We start from the raw sequence: 14,292 nt of genomic DNA, 5'->3' as shown, positions 1-14,292 counted from the left end.
GTCACTTCTCCCAGGGCTCAAGTTCGATCTCAGGCTGCAGCGGTTCGGACGATTGAGCACCGTCGCCAGGGTTCGGCACCGCGCTCTCTGAAGCCGCGATCCGCGCGGGTACCGCAGCGGAACCGGAGGCGTTTCGGTTGACCCTGGCCCGTGTCGAGCCGGCAGCCTCGTCCAGGACACCCAGCGTCAGAGTGAGCCGCTGCCGGTGCACCGACCCCCGTGCACCGCCGAGCTCCCCCTCGGCCTTCGCACCGAACGCGCCGACAGCGACCTTCACCTTGCCGCTGCCGTCCCGCCGGAACTCCACCTCCAGCGACAGCTCCGCCTTCTCCACCTCGAACTTCAACTGCTGCCCGGTACCGTCGGCCTGCGCCTGGTACAGCTCCGACCGGAGCTCCTCCAGTGCCTCACCGAGACTGATGTCGCCCACGTGCCGATCCCCTCCCGACCGATGCCGTGGTATGCACGGCGTGCAACTGATCTACCACAACCGGCCACACCGCCTCAGCCCATCACCCGGATAGGACAAGCTGTCGAGGCGGCGCACCTGCCGTGGGGACTTGCTTGAACAGCGCCTGCAGGATGGGACGGAAAAGCAGCAGCACCGGGGGCGCCGATTTAGAACTCGTGACACGATCTTGCGAATCGCTGCTGGTGAGCGTTACCGATGTGACGATTCGTCCGTTCGTGGTGGTGTGAGCAACAAGCCGTTGATCGTGGACGACGAGCTGTTGGGCCCGGATCGAGCCGCTGCTGCCGGCCTGGCCCTCGCCCGGTGGACGACCGGCGCTCTCTGCAGGGCGTCCTGTTCGTGCTGTACACCGGCATCACCTGGCACCAGCTGCCGCCGGAGCTGGGCTTCGGTTCCGGGCAGACCTGCCGGCGTCGCCTGGGCCGGTGGCAGGAAGTCGGCGTGTCCGAGGCCCTGCACCGGATACTCCTGGCCGAGCTGAGCGCGGCCGGCCAGATCGACCGGACACGCGCATGCGTAGACGCTTCCCACGTGCGCGCGAAAAAAGGGGCGAAGCGACCGGCCCGTCGCCGGTCGACTGAGATGCCCCGAGTTTCGTGGAGTCCGCGATCGTGTGATCAAGCGGTCAGCGGGGCTTCTGTTGCTCCAGGTCGGCCCAGTACGTCTGCTCGTACTCGTCGGGCGGGACGTAGCCAAGGGCGGAGTGGAGTCGTTCCTCGTCTGACGGTGCCTACGGCGCAGCCGGGTTGGCAGGTGCTGCGGCCTGAGCAGCCTCTGCGATGTCGAGGCGGCGCATCAGGAAACTTGCCAGCACCAGCATCTCCTGCGCCTCTGCATATTCGTCCGCTTGGTTGGGTCCATGTCCTCGGGGGTTCCGAAGTGCCTGCATCGCGCCCTTGAACAGGTCTCTCATCCCGCTCTGTTCGCTCTGCAGCGATCCCCCGGTCGACCGGGTGGCGATCAATTTGGGAGTGGTCGTTCCCAACGCAATGCCCATCAGCTTCTCGCCGATCTCGGTGGACCCTGTCAGGCCCTGTACGCGATGCTCGACCGCTTTGAAAGCCGCGAACACCGCATCCGCGAAGTGCCCGCTCTCGAAGCGACTTTCAGCTACCTCAGCCACCATGGGATGCAGCGAGCATTCGACGGTGAAGCTCTCGTCCGCAACGAGGTCTTCCTCGTCTTCGACTTCAGCACCATCCCAGCTGGTGTCAACTCCCAGCGCTGATTCGGCGAGCTGGTGTGTAGTCGGCAGATCCAGTTTGAAGCCCCGCCCCAGTGCCTTCTGCCGACGGGCCCAGTAGTCGGCAAGGTCGCTCACCCCGTCAAACGGCCTGACTCTGCGATCGATGCCCAACTTCCAACGATCCCGATCATTGACCGCCGCCGTCCGGGAGAACCCTGCTGTCCAGGGCTCGTTGCTGGCCACCTCTGCCGCAAGAAACAGGTTCACGCGATCCACCAGCTGTGGGTCACGCCCCTCGCCGAAGGACCTCTCGGTCACGATCGGCCGCGCACCCGGGTTCTCAAGGCGTCCACCCCAGTTGCGCTCCACCTGCACGGCGTGGTCCAGGAGCGCGAACATGGCCCGTAGCTGAAGCCTCCCGCCCGCGCAGTTCGCAAGGCCGGCAGGCGTCAAGCTGATCTCCTGCTGGTCCTGGATATTGTGGAAGTACCCGCCCTCCGTGTCATAACCCAAGATCAAGTCACGCGGAAGTTCCGCCAAAGCATCCTCGATCCGGATGTTCTCGCGCCATAGGTGCCGATCGAGGTAGTCGAAGCTCGGCCACTTGCCGCTCATGACGAGGTACGCGTGTACCGCCTCCAGCAACTCGAAGCCGCTGTCGCCCTTCGGCCGAGGGAGCCCCTCCGGCACCATGACACGCATGTTCCCCACCCTCTCCATCCCCAACGTGGGAGGGCAGAAGGCTACCGAGCCTGGCAGGCGTCTCGCATCCACGAATGTCAGGCCGACAAAGCACACAGGGGGAGCAGGTCGGCGTCACGCAAGGGTGTCGAGGGGAACATGGCGGACAGCCTCAAGCTACTGCTCGGGCTGCCTCGGAAAAACCACAGGTCGGAGGCTTGAGGGTCGTAAGCCACTTGCGATGGTCGACGTTGGCGGCGATGTTGACGGACAGGGTGGCGATCAGGACGGTGAGCAGGGCGAAGAGGATGCCGGCGGTGCTGTCCATCTTCGCGGCGAGCGCGATCGGATCCCAGATCGGTTCGCCGTAGACGGCCTGCGAGCCGGAGGTGACGAGCACGGACAGCAGGGCGAAGAGGGTCATGGTGGTGGGCAGGCCGAGGGCCTGGCCGCGGATCTGGGCCTTCTGGGAGCCGCCGAAGCGGGTGAAGTCGGGGATGTTGAGCGAGAGCGTCGACCAGAAGCCGATCATGCCCATCAGGGCGGGGAAGAAGACCTTCCAGAAGTCGGCGTCCCAGCCCAGCTTCGAGGGCTGGTCGAGCAGCGGGCCGAAGCCTCCCGCCTTCACGGTGATCCACGCCAGCAGGGCGAGCGCGCCGACGATGACGAACGGCGCCGCCCAGTTCTCGAAGCGGCGCAGCGTCTCCATGCCGCGGGCGATGACGGCCATCTCGATGATCCAGAAGATCAGGAACGACAGCCACTGAGTCCACGGGTAGCCGCCGATCTCCCCCGCGGTCTGCCAGCCGGTGCCGAGGAGTTTGCCGGCGAGGAAGAAGATGCCCTCGCCGCCGATCCAGGTCTGGATGCCGAACCACGCGCACGCCACCGCTGCCCGGATCATGGCGGGCAGGTTCGCGCCGCGCAGCCCGAACGAGGCCCGTGCGAACACCGGGAAGGGGATGCCGTACTTCGTGCCCGCGTGGCCGGTGAGCAGCATCGGCACCAGCACGATCAGGTTGGCGAGCGCGATGGTGAGGACGGCCTGCTTCCAGTCCATGCCCAGCGCGACGAGCCCGGAGGCGAGCGTCCACGAGGGGATGTTGTGGGCCATGCCGACCCAGAGGGCGAGGAAGTTGTAGGTCGTCCAGCGGCGTTGTGCGACGGGGACGGGGTTGAGGTCGGCGTTGGCGAAGCGGGGGTCGGAGAGGTCGGCGCCGGCGGCGAGTTCGACTCTGCCGTCGGGGTGCGGGCTCTGGGTTATCGACATGGGCGACCGCCTTGCGGGGGGACGGGCGGAGGCCACCCCGGCGGGGTGGCCTCCGTGGCGACGGTGGTGCGGAGGGGTTGCTCGGGCCGGTGGCCGGCGGTGCGTCAGGAGAGCGCGGGGATGACGCTGCTGCCGTAGGCGTCGATGGTCTGCTCGATGGCGTCGTGCATGGCGTAGACGGCGAACTGGTCGACGCCGAGGGAGCGGAGGTGTTCGAGCTTGGCGAGCTGCTGCTCGGGCGGGCCGATCAGGCAGAAGCGGTCGACGATCTCGTCGGGCACGAAGGCGGTGTCGGGGTTCCCGGCGCGGCCGTGGTGGCTGTAGTCGTAGCCGTGCCGGTCCTTGATGTAGGCGGTGAGTTCCTCGGGGACCATGGCGGAGTGCTCGCCGTAGCGGGAGACGAGGTCGGCGACGTGGTTGCCGACCATGCCGCCGAACCAGCGGCACTGTTCGCGGGCGTGGGCGAGGGCTTCGGGTGAGTCGTCGGCGGTGACGTAGGCGGGTGCGGCGACGCAGATGGTGACGGACGCGGGGTCGCGGCCGGCGTCGGCGGCGGCGTCGCGGACGGCCTTGACCATCCACTCGGTGAGGTAGGGGTCGGCGAGCTGGAGGATGAAGCCGTCGGCGGCCTGCCCGGTGAGGGTGAGGGCCTTGGGGCCGTAGGCGCCCATCCAGACGGGCAGCCGGGCGCCTTCCCCGACCCAGGGGATGTGGATGTCGGTGCCGTCGATCTCGACGGTGCGGCCCTCGGCGAGTTCGCGGATGGCGTGGATGGCCTCGCCGAGCATGGCGAGGCCGGCGGGCCGGCGGCCGGCGACGCGCTGTGCGGAGTCGCCGCGGCCGATGCCGCAGACCGTCCGGTTGCCGTACATGTCGTTGAGGGTGGCGAAGAGGGAGGCGGTGACCTCCCAGGTGCGGGTGGCGGGGTTGGTGACCATCGGGCCGACGGTCATGCGCTCGGTCTCGGCGAGGATGCGGCTGTAGATGACGAAGGGCTCCTGCCAGAGCACGACGGAGTCGAACGTCCACCCGTGGGTGAATCCGGCGGCCTCGGCACGCTTCATCCGGTCGATGAGCAGCCGGGCGGGAGGGTCGGTCTGGAGGACGAGGCCGATGTCCACGGTGTTTCCTATCGGTCGAGGTACTGGCAGGTGGCGCGCGGCTGGTAGCGGCCGTGGCCGGCGCGGCCGAGGTAGGCGTCGCCGTCGACGACGACGGTGCCGCGGGAGAGCACGGTGCGGACCTTGCCGGTGATCTGCTTGCCCTCGTACGCGGAGTAGTCGACGTTCATGTGGTGGGTGTCGGCGGAGATCGTCTGGACGGCGTTCGGGTCGTAGACCACGATGTCGGCGTCGGCGCCGGGGGCGATGGTGCCCTTGCGGGGGTAGAGGCCGAACATCCGGGCCGGGGTGGCGCAGGCGATCTCGATCCAGCGGCGGCGGCTGATGCGGCCCTCGACGACGGCCTGGTGGAGGAGGTCCATGCGGTTCTCGACGCCGGGCAGGCCGTTGGGGATCTTCGAGAAGTCGCCGCGGCCGAGTTCCTTCTGGCCGCTGAAGCAGAACGGGCAGTGGTCGGTGGAGACGACCTGGAGGTCGTTGGTGCGCAGGCCCTTCCACAGTTCGGCCTGGTGCTCCCTGGGGCGCAGCGGGGTGGAGCAGACGTACTTGGCGCCCTCGAAGCCGTCGGTGCCGTGCTCGGCGAGGTTGTCGGTGGAGAGGAAGAGGTACTGCGGGCAGGTCTCGCCGAAGACGGGCAGGCCGGCGTCGCGGGCGCCGGCGATCTCGGCGAGGGCGGAGGCCGCGGAGACGTGCACGACGTACAGCGGGGAGCCGGCGACCTGGGCGAGCTTGATCGCGCGGTGGGTGGCCTCGGCCTCCAGGAGTTCGCGGCGGACCTCGCCGTGGTGGCGGGGGTCGGTCCTCCCGGCGGCGAGGGCCTGCTCGACGAGGACGTCGATGGCGATGCCGTTCTCGGCGTGCATCATGATCAGGCCGCCGTTGTCGGCGCCGCGCTGCATGGCCCGCAGGATCTTGCCGTCGTCGCTGTAGAAGACGCCGGGGTAGGCCATGAACAGCTTGAAGGAGGTGACGCCCTCCCCCACGAGCAGGTCCATCTCCTTGAGGCTGGCGTCGTCGACGTCGGAGAGGATCATGTGGAAGCCGTAGTCGACGGCGCAGTTGCCCTCGGCCTTGGCGTGCCAGGCGTCGAGGCCCTCGCGCAGGGAGGCGCCGACGCCCTGGACGGCGAAGTCGACGATGGTGGTGGTGCCGCCCCAGGCGGCGGCGCGGGTGCCGGTCTCGAAGGTGTCGGAGGCGGCGGTGCCGCCGAAGGGCAGCTCCATGTGGGTGTGGGCGTCGACGCCGCCGGGGATGACGTACATCCCTGCGGCGTCGACGGTGCGCTCGGCCGTCCAGCCGTCGGCGGCGGTGCTGCCGGTGGTGGCGAGGGCGACGATCTTCTCGTCCTCGACGAGGACGTCGGCGTGGAGTTCCTCGGCGGCGGTGACGACGAGGCCGCCGCGGATGACCGTACGGGTCATGGGCCGTTCTCCTCTCAGGCCTCGGTGAGCGGGCCGTAGGCCTCGGGCCGGCGGTCGCGGTAGAAGGCCCACTGCTGCCGGACCTCTTCGATGAGGTCGAGGTCGAGGTCGCGGACGACGAGTTCCTCGTCCTTGTCGGAGGCGACCTCGCCGACGAACTGTCCGCGCGGGTCGACGAAGTAGCTGGTGCCGTAGAAGTCGTTGTCGCCGTACTCCTCGACGCCGACGCGGTTGATGGCGGCGATGTAGTACTCGTTGGCGACGGCGGCGGCGGGCTGCTCCAGCTGCCAGAGGTAGGCGGAGAGGCCGCGGCTGGTGGCGGAGGGGTTGTAGACGATCTCGGCGCCGGCGAGGCCGAGTGCGCGCCAGCCCTCGGGGAAGTGCCGGTCGTAGCAGATGTAGACGCCGACCTTGCCGACGGCGGTGTCGAAGACCGGCCAGCCGACGTTTCCGGGCTTGAAGTAGTACTTCTCCCAGAATCCCTTCACCTGCGGGATGTGGTGCTTGCGGTACTTCCCGAGGTAGCTGCCGTCGGCGTCGATGACGGCGGCGGTGTTGTAGTAGAAGCCGGACTGCTCGACCTCGTACACCGGGACGACGACGACGATCCCGAGCTCGCGGGCGAGGGCCTGCATGCGCTGCACGGTGGGGCCGTCCGGGACGGCTTCGGCCCAGGCGTAGTGCTCCGGCTCCTGCACCTGGCAGAAGTACGGGGCGTTGAAGACCTCCTGGAATCCGATGATCTGGGCGCCCTGCGCGGCCGCGTCGCGGGCGGCCTTTTCGTGGGCGGCGACCATGGTTTCCTTGTCGCCCGTCCAGGCGGTCTGGAAGAGGGCGGCCCTGACGACTCGGCTCATCGCTCAACTCCTTGCGGAAGTCGGTGTAGACCGCTGACATTAGGAGTTTCCCGGCGGAAGGTGCAGTACCACGCTGTAACGCTCTCCGGCGTTTTGCGTTCCGTCGCGAAACCATGATCGGATGTAAATCCGATGCGGATGACGGAGTGCCGCCCGAAGGGTTACACCGGCGTTTCGAACGGGGATACTCGGTTAATTCGAACCGCCCCCGCGCGGGGTGTGTACGAGCCGTGCCGCGGCGGGTCCGCGGCCCGGCCCCGGCCCGGGCTTTGCCCCCGGTGATCCCGGCCAGGCAAGATGGGCCGGTGACCCTCCTGGACCTGATGCCGAAGCCCGCCACCCCCGACGCCCTGTTCGAGACCTTCGCCGAGTGGGCGATGGAGCGCGGCATCACCCTCTACCCCGCCCAGGAGGAGGCGCTGATCGAGCTGGTCTCGGGGAACAACGTCGTCCTGGCGACCCCCACCGGCTCCGGGAAGAGCCTCGTCGCGGCGGGTGCGCACTTCGCCGCGCTGGCCGAGGGCAAGCGGACGTTCTACACCGCGCCGATCAAGGCCCTGGTGTCCGAGAAGTTCTTCGACCTCTGCAAGATCTTCGGTACCGAACAGGTCGGCATGATGACGGGCGACGCGAGCGTCAACCCGACCGCGCCGATCATCTGCTGCACCGCCGAGGTGCTCGCCCAGATCGCGCTGCACGACGGCGAGCGGGCCGACATCGGCCAGGTCGTGATGGACGAGTTCCACTTCTACGCCGAGCCCGACCGCGGCTGGGCCTGGCAGATCCCGCTGCTGGAGCTGCCGCACGTGCAGTTCCTGCTGATGTCGGCCACCCTCGGCGACGTCCGTCGCTTCGAGGACGACCTCACCCGCCGCACCGGCCGGCCCACCAGCGTCGTCCGCTCCGCGACCCGCCCGGTGCCGCTGTTCTACGAGTACCGCCGGACCAACATCCACGACACCCTGGAGGAGCTGCTGACGACCGGCCAGGCGCCGGTCTACGTCGTGCACTTCACCCAGAAGGAGGCGGTGGAGCGGGCGCAGTCGCTGATGAGCATCAACATGTGCACCAAGGCGGAGAAGGACGCCATCGCGGACCTGATCGGCGGCTTCCGCTTCACCACGAAGTTCGGCCGCAACCTCTCCCGCTTCGTGCGGCACGGCATCGGCGTGCACCACGCCGGCATGCTGCCGAAGTACCGCCGTCTGGTGGAGCGCCTCGCGCAGGCCGGCCTGCTGAAGGTCATCTGCGGCACCGACACCCTCGGGGTGGGCGTCAACGTGCCGATCCGCACGGTGCTCTTCACCGCCCTCTCGAAGTACGACGGCCAGCGGGTGCGGGTGCTGCGTGCCCGCGAGTTCCACCAGATCGCGGGCCGGGCCGGCCGGGCCGGCTTCGACACCGTCGGCCAGGTCGTCGCGCAGGCGCCCGAGCACGTCGTCGAGAACGACAAGGCGCTCGCCAAGGCCGGCGACGACCCGAAGAAGCGCCGCAAGGTCGTCCGCAAGAAGGCGCCGGAGGGCTTCGTCGGCTGGTCGGAGGAGACCTTCGAGCGGCTCATCGGCGCCGATCCGGAGCCGCTGGTCAGCCGTTTCAAGGTCAGCCACGCGATGCTCCTGTCGGTGATCGGCCGCCCCGGCAACGCCTTCGAGGCGATGCGCAAGCTGCTCACCGACAACCACGAGGACCGGCCCGCGCAGCGCCGGCACATCCGCTCCACCATCGCGATCTACCGCTCGCTGCTGGAGGGCGGCGTCGTGGAGCGCCTGGAGGAGCCGGACGCCGAGGGCCGCATCGTGCGCCTCACCCTCGATCTGCAGGAGAACTTCGCGCTCAACCAGCCGCTCTCCACCTTCGCCCTCGCCACCTTCGACCTCCTCGACCCGGAGTCCCCCGGCTACGCGCTGGACGTCGTCTCCGTCGTCGAGGCCACCCTCGACGACCCGCGGCAGATCCTCGCCTCGCAGGAGAACAAGGCCCGCGGCGAGGCCATCGGCGAGATGAAGCGCGACGGCGTCGAGTACGAGGAGCGGATGGCCCGCCTCCAGGACATCACGTACCCCCGTCCGCTGGAGGAGCTGCTCGGCCACGCGTACGAGGTCTACCAGCGGGCGCACCCGTGGATCGGCGACCACCCGCTGCGGCCGAAGTCCGTCGTCCGCGACCTGTACGAGCGGGCGATGACCTTCAGCGACTTCGTCGGCCACTACGACCTGGCGCGCACCGAGGGCATCGTGCTGCGCTACCTCGCGAGCGCGTACAAGGCGCTGGAGCAGACCGTCCCCGAGCACATCAAGACGGACGACCTCAAGGACGTCATCGCCTGGCTCGGCGAGCTGGTGCGGCAGGTCGACTCCTCGCTGCTCGACGAGTGGGAGCAGCTCGCCAACCCGACCGACCCGCAGTCGGCCGAGGTGCGGCTCGACGACAAGCCGGCGCCCGTCACCGCGAACGCCCGCGCCTTCCGCGTGCTGGTGCGCAACGAGATGTTCCGCCGTGTCGAGATGGCCGCGCTGGAGAACTACGGCGCGCTGGGCGAGCTCGACGGCGAGGACGGCTGGGATTCCGACCGGTGGGCGGACGCGCTGGACGGGTACTGGGAGGAGTACGACGACCTCGGCACCGGCCCCGACGCCCGCGGCCCGAAGATGCTGCTCATCGAGGAGGTCGAGGACGAGGGCCTGTGGCGGGTCCGGCAGATCTTCGACGACCCGGCGGGCGACCGCGACTGGGGCATCAGCGCCGAGGTCGACCTGTTCGGCTCCGACGAGGAGGGCCGGGCGGTGCTGCGGGTGACCGGGGTGGACCGGCTCGGCGGCTGATCCGGCAGGCCGGGCCGGCCTGCCGGGCCCGGCCAGCCCCGGACCCGGCCTGTCGGCGCCGGGGCCTGCCGGGTCCGGTCGGGCCTACATCCAGAGGAACGGTGCGCGGACGACGTAGGAGAGCGCCCGGGCCGCGTGGTCGAGCGTGCGGTCGTCCGGGGGCGTCGTGGTGCGCTGGTCCGCGTAGCGGGAGACGGTGACCGTCAGGTAGCGGCCCACGGGCTCGACCCGCACCGCGGTCACGGGCTTCGGCGCGGGCTGGGTGGCGGACCCGCCGGGCGGGGTCGTGACCGCGGCCGGGGTGGACGGGGCCGCGCCGGCGGGTGCGCCGGGCGAGGCGCTCGCGGTGCCGGCCCCGGGGCTCGCCGTCGCGCCGGTCGTCGGGGAGGGTGTCGCGGGGGCGGAGGTCACGAAGAGCAGCGCGCCGGGGTCGGTGAGCGCCTGCCGGGCCTTCCGGGCGCCCTCCTCGTCGGCGAAGCGGAACACCGTGACGCTGCTGACCACCTTCTGGTCGACGTGGTCGAAGGCGACGCCGACGTACGCCTGGCAGCCGGTGTCGTGCAGCGGATCGCGGGCCCGGTCGAGGAGGGTCTCCGCGCAGTCGCCGCCGCCGCGGGCCGCGGTGCGGCGGGCCTGCACGCCGTCCTGCTCGACCGTCCGGTCGCCCGGGAAGTAGTGGTCGGCGGTGAACGCCTGGGCCTCCGTCAGGGGCTGCTGCGAGTCGAGGCCGGGCGCGGGCTGGGCCTTCGGGCCGCCTGCGGTGGAGCCCAGCCCGGGTATGAGGTCGCCCGGGTGCGGCAGGCTGACGACGAAGCCGACGCCGGCGGCGGCCACCACCAGGGCGCACCAGAGCGCGGTGCGGCGGCGTCCGAAGTGCCGCCCGCGGCGGTCGGTGGCGGGCGTTCCGCCCTCCTGGCCTGCGGCGGACTGGTCGGGCTCCCCCTGCGAAGTCATGCGGGTGATTGTAAGCAGATGATCAGTCGGGCCCGGAGGGAGGGCCCGGAGAAGGGCGCAGGACGTGACCGGGGGGCGTGCGTGAGCTGCGCACCACCCTGCGCCACTACCCTGTGCGGCGGCACTGTGACAACTCGCACACCGCCACGCCGATCTTCTGGCGGGTTCCCTCTGGCGGAACGCGACGTGCCCCGGGCAGGATCGGGCGCATGGATCTGCTCGACACCCTCACCGCCAAGGGCCTGCGCCGGGAACTCCCCACCCGGGAGGAGGCCCTGGCCGTCCTCGCCACCACCGACGACGAACTGCTCGACGTCGTCTCGGCCGCCGGCAAGGTGCGCCGCCAGTGGTTCGGACGGCGCGTCAAGCTCAACTACCTGGTGAACCTCAAGAGCGGCCTCTGCCCGGAGGACTGCTCCTACTGTTCGCAGCGGCTCGGTTCGAAGGCGGAGATCCTCAAGTACACCTGGCTGAAGCCGGAGCAGGCCGCCGAGGCCGCCAGGGCGGGCGTGGCGGGCGGCGCCAAGCGGGTCTGCCTGGTCGCCAGCGGGCGCGGCCCGACGGACCGCGACATCGACCGGGTCAGCGACACCATCGCCGCCATCAAGGACGCCGACGAGCAGGTCGAGGTGTGCGCCTGCCTGGGCCTGCTCTCCGACAACCAGGCCGAGCGCCTGAAGGCGGCCGGTGCCGACGCCTACAACCACAACCTCAACACCTCCGAGGCGACGTACGGCGACATCACCACCACCCACACCTACGCGGACCGCGTCGACACCGTCGCCAAGGCGCACGGTGCGGGCCTGTCGGCGTGCTCGGGCCTCATCGCGGGCATGGGCGAGAGCGACGCCGACCTCGTCGACGTGGTCTTCGCCCTGCGCGAGATCGGCTCGGACTCCGTGCCGGTCAACTTCCTGATCCCGTTCGAGGGAACGCCGCTCGCCCAGGAGTGGAACCTCACCCCGCAGCGCTGCCTGCGCATCCTGGCGATGGTCCGCTTCGTCTGCCCCGACGTCGAGGTGCGGATCGCCGGAGGCCGCGAGGTCCACCTGCGCAGCCTGCAGCCGCTCGGCCTGGAGATCGCCAACTCGATCTTCCTCGGCGACTACCTGACCAGTGAGGGCCAGGCCGGGCAGGCCGACCTCGACATGATCAAGGACGCCGGCTTCACCGTCGAGGGCGCGGGCGAGGCCACCCTGCCGCGGCACCGGGCCGACGCCGCCGCCGCGGCCGGGCACGGCTGCGGCACCGCCTCCTCCGGCGGCTGCGGCTCCGCGGCGTCCGAGGCCGGTACGGCGGCGGGCAGTGCGGCGGGTACTGCGGACGGCGGGCACGCCTGCGGCAGCGGTGGCTGCGGCCCCTGCGGCGGGCACGCCCCCGCCCCGGCCGGGGAGGACGCCGACGAGGCCCGGACCGACCTCGTCCGGGTGCGCCGGCGCGGCGCCGGCACCGAGCTGGCGCCGAACGCCTGATGGGCGACGTGCACCAGCTGCTCGACCTCGACCGGGCGCACGTCTGGCACCCGTACGGGCCGATGCCCGGCACCGTCACCCCGTACGTGGTGGAGTCCGCGTCCGGGGTGCGGCTGCGGCTCGCCGAGCCGGCCGCCGGGCACCGCGAACTCGTCGACGGCATGTCGTCCTGGTGGGCCGCGATCCACGGCTACCGGCACCCCGTGCTCGACGAGGCCGTGCGCGACCAGCTCGGCCGGATGAGCCACGTCATGTTCGGCGGCCTCACCCACGAGCCCGCCGTCCGGCTGGCGGCCAGGCTCGTGGAGATCACGCCTGCGCCCCTGCAGCACGTCTTCCTCGCGGACTCCGGGTCGGTGGCCGTCGAGGTCGCGATGAAGATGTGCCTGCAGTACTGGCAGTCGGTGGGCCGGCCCGCCAAGCGCCGGGTGCTGACCTGGCGCGGCGGCTACCACGGCGACACCTTCCACCCCATGTCGGTGTGCGACCCCGAGGGCGGCATGCACCAGCTGTGGGGCGGGGTGCTGCCGCGCCAGCTCTTCGCCGCCGAGCCCCCCGCCGGGTTCGACGCCCCCGTCGACGAGGCGTACGCCGCCTCGCTCGCCGACCTGGTCGAGCAGCACGCCGACGAGCTCGCCGCCGTCGTCGTCGAGCCGGTCGTGCAGGGCGCGGGCGGCATGCGCTTCCACTCCCCCGCCTACCTGCGCCTGCTGCGCGAGCTGTGCGACGCGCACGGCGTGCTGCTCGTGTTCGACGAGATCGCGACCGGCTTCGGCCGCAGCGGCGCGCTCTTCGCCGCCGACCACGCCGGGGTGTCACCCGACGTCATGTGCCTGGGCAAGGCGCTCACCGGCGGGTACCTGACGATGGCGGCGACCCTGTGCACCGCCGGGGTCGCGGACGGGATCAGCCGCGGGGAGGTGCCGGTGCTCGCCCACGGACCGACCTTCATGGGCAACCCGCTGGCCGCGGCGGTCGCCAACGCCTCCCTCGACCTGCTCCTCGGCCAGGACTGGGCGCAGGAGGTCAAGCGGATCGAGGCCGGCCTGGTCACGGGCCTCGCCCCGCTGGCCGGGGCACCGGGCGTCCGCGACGTGCGGGTGCTCGGCGCGATCGGCGTCGTCCAGCTCGACCACCCGGTCGACATGGCGGCCGCCACGGACGCGGCCGCCCGGGAGGGCGTGTGGCTGCGGCCGTTCCGCGACCTCGTCTACACCATGCCGCCGTACGTGACCGGCGACGACGACCTGGCGCGGATCACCGCCGGGGTGACCGCGGCGGCGGTGGCCGGATGACCGTGCTCTTCGTGACCGGCACCGGGACGGAGGTCGGCAAGACCGTCGCCACCGCGGCGGTCGCCGCCCTCGCGGACGGCCCGGTGGCCGTCCTGAAGCCGGGGCAGACCGGCGTCGCCCCGGGCGAGCCCGGCGACGTCGCCGAGGTGCTCCGGCTGACGGGCCGCGACCTCACCGTGCGCGAACTCGCCCGCTACCCCGAGCCCCTGGCCCCCGACACGGCGGCCCGGCGCTCCGGGCTGCCGCCCGTCGGCCCCGGGCAGGTCGCCGAGGCCGTCGCCGAACTCGCCGCGGAGCACCCGCTGGTGCTGGTGGAGGGCGCGGGCGGGCTGCTCGTCCGCTACGACGACGAGGGCCGCACCCTCGCCGACATGGCCCGGGCCGCCGCCGCGCTGGGCCTGGCACCGGCCGTGCTGCTGGTCGCCTCCGCAGGCCTCGGCACCCTCAACACCACCGCGCTGACCGCGGAGGCATTGCGGGCACGCGGGCTGGACCTGCGCGGGGTGGTGATCGGGGCCTGGCCCGCCGAGCCCGACCTCGCGATGCGCTGCAACCTCGCCGACCTGCCGACCGTGGCGGGTGCGCCCCTGCTCGGCGCGCTGCCGCTGGGTGCGGCGGCGGTCGGGGGCGAGCCGTTCACCGCGGCGGCCCGCGCGGCCCTCGCGCCGGCCCTGGGCGGCACCTGGGACGCGGCGGCGTTCACCGCCGCGCACGCGGTGGCCCCGCCGGGGCGGTAGCGGG

General features: G+C 71.2%; 10 protein-coding genes and 2 pseudogenes. 5 read left to right on the top strand and 7 right to left on the bottom strand.

What is annotated here, in order from left to right; all coding sequences use genetic code 11:
• Nucleotide 1 precedes the first annotated feature (1 nt).
• Nucleotides 2-430, bottom strand: a complete 429-nt coding sequence (locus SNE206_RS35585) for a trypco2 family protein (protein ID WP_407917709.1) — start codon at nucleotides 428-430, stop codon at nucleotides 2-4.
• A 330-nt stretch (nucleotides 431-760) separates the two neighbouring features.
• Between SNE206_RS35585 and SNE206_RS35580 the strand changes: the two are divergent.
• Nucleotides 761-1,050, top strand: a pseudogene (locus SNE206_RS35580) (transposase); the annotation flags it as partial.
• Nucleotides 1,051-1,202: 152 nt separating this feature from the next.
• Here the strand turns inward: SNE206_RS35580 and SNE206_RS35575 are convergent.
• The 5 genes and pseudogenes from SNE206_RS35575 to SNE206_RS35555 form a co-directional block, all read right to left on the bottom strand.
• Nucleotides 1,203-2,360, bottom strand: a complete 1,158-nt coding sequence (locus SNE206_RS35575) for a TIGR02391 family protein (protein ID WP_407917708.1) — start codon at nucleotides 2,358-2,360, stop codon at nucleotides 1,203-1,205.
• A 226-nt stretch (nucleotides 2,361-2,586) separates the two neighbouring features.
• Nucleotides 2,587-3,609, bottom strand: a pseudogene (locus SNE206_RS35570) (NCS1 family nucleobase:cation symporter-1); the annotation flags it as partial.
• Nucleotides 3,610-3,713: 104 nt separating this feature from the next.
• Entirely contained in the window at nucleotides 3,714-4,730 is a 1,017-nt protein-coding gene (locus tag SNE206_RS35565) for a TIGR03842 family LLM class F420-dependent oxidoreductase (protein WP_407917707.1), read from the bottom strand.
• Nucleotides 4,731-4,738: 8 nt separating this feature from the next.
• Nucleotides 4,739-6,151 (bottom strand): dihydropyrimidinase, encoded by a 1,413-nt coding sequence (hydA, locus tag SNE206_RS35560; protein WP_407917706.1) that lies wholly within the window; start codon nucleotides 6,149-6,151, stop codon nucleotides 4,739-4,741.
• Between the two features lie 14 nt (nucleotides 6,152-6,165).
• The gene (locus SNE206_RS35555) at nucleotides 6,166-7,008 is read right to left on the bottom strand and encodes a nitrilase-related carbon-nitrogen hydrolase (RefSeq protein ID WP_407917705.1); all 843 of its coding nucleotides are present in this window, start codon (nucleotides 7,006-7,008) and stop codon (nucleotides 6,166-6,168) included.
• Between the two features lie 323 nt (nucleotides 7,009-7,331).
• Between SNE206_RS35555 and SNE206_RS35550 the strand changes: the two genes are divergently transcribed.
• Nucleotides 7,332-9,830, top strand: coding sequence for a DEAD/DEAH box helicase (locus tag SNE206_RS35550; protein WP_407917719.1), 2,499 nt, complete (start codon nucleotides 7,332-7,334; stop codon nucleotides 9,828-9,830).
• An 84-nt stretch (nucleotides 9,831-9,914) separates the two neighbouring features.
• Here the strand turns inward: SNE206_RS35550 and SNE206_RS35545 are convergent, their stop codons facing one another.
• On the bottom strand, nucleotides 9,915-10,784 hold the full coding sequence (locus tag SNE206_RS35545; RefSeq protein ID WP_407917704.1) for a hypothetical protein: 870 nt from the start codon (nucleotides 10,782-10,784) through the stop codon (nucleotides 9,915-9,917).
• A gap of 209 nt (nucleotides 10,785-10,993) precedes the next feature.
• Between SNE206_RS35545 and bioB the strand changes: the two genes are divergently transcribed.
• Genes bioB through bioD form a run of 3 tightly spaced genes read left to right on the top strand, consistent with a single transcriptional unit; the run spans nucleotide 10,994 to nucleotide 14,288 of the window.
• Nucleotides 10,994-12,256: a biotin synthase BioB gene (gene bioB / locus SNE206_RS35540; RefSeq protein ID WP_407917703.1), complete on the top strand. Its 1,263-nt coding sequence runs from the start codon at nucleotides 10,994-10,996 to the stop codon at nucleotides 12,254-12,256.
• Nucleotides 12,256-13,551, top strand: coding sequence for an adenosylmethionine--8-amino-7-oxononanoate transaminase (locus SNE206_RS35535; RefSeq protein ID WP_407917702.1), 1,296 nt, complete (start codon nucleotides 12,256-12,258; stop codon nucleotides 13,549-13,551). Before bioB ends, SNE206_RS35535 begins: the two co-directional genes overlap by 1 nt.
• Entirely contained in the window at nucleotides 13,548-14,288 is a 741-nt protein-coding gene (bioD, locus tag SNE206_RS35530; RefSeq protein WP_407917701.1) for a dethiobiotin synthase, read from the top strand. The genes SNE206_RS35535 and bioD overlap by 4 nt, the downstream gene beginning before the upstream one ends.
• Nucleotides 14,289-14,292: the final 4 nt, after the last annotated feature.

Source organism: Kitasatospora sp. NE20-6 (assembly GCF_045862635.1).
The sequence above is the reverse complement of the archived record's forward strand: the minus strand, read 5'-3'. Positions and strand labels throughout refer to the sequence as shown.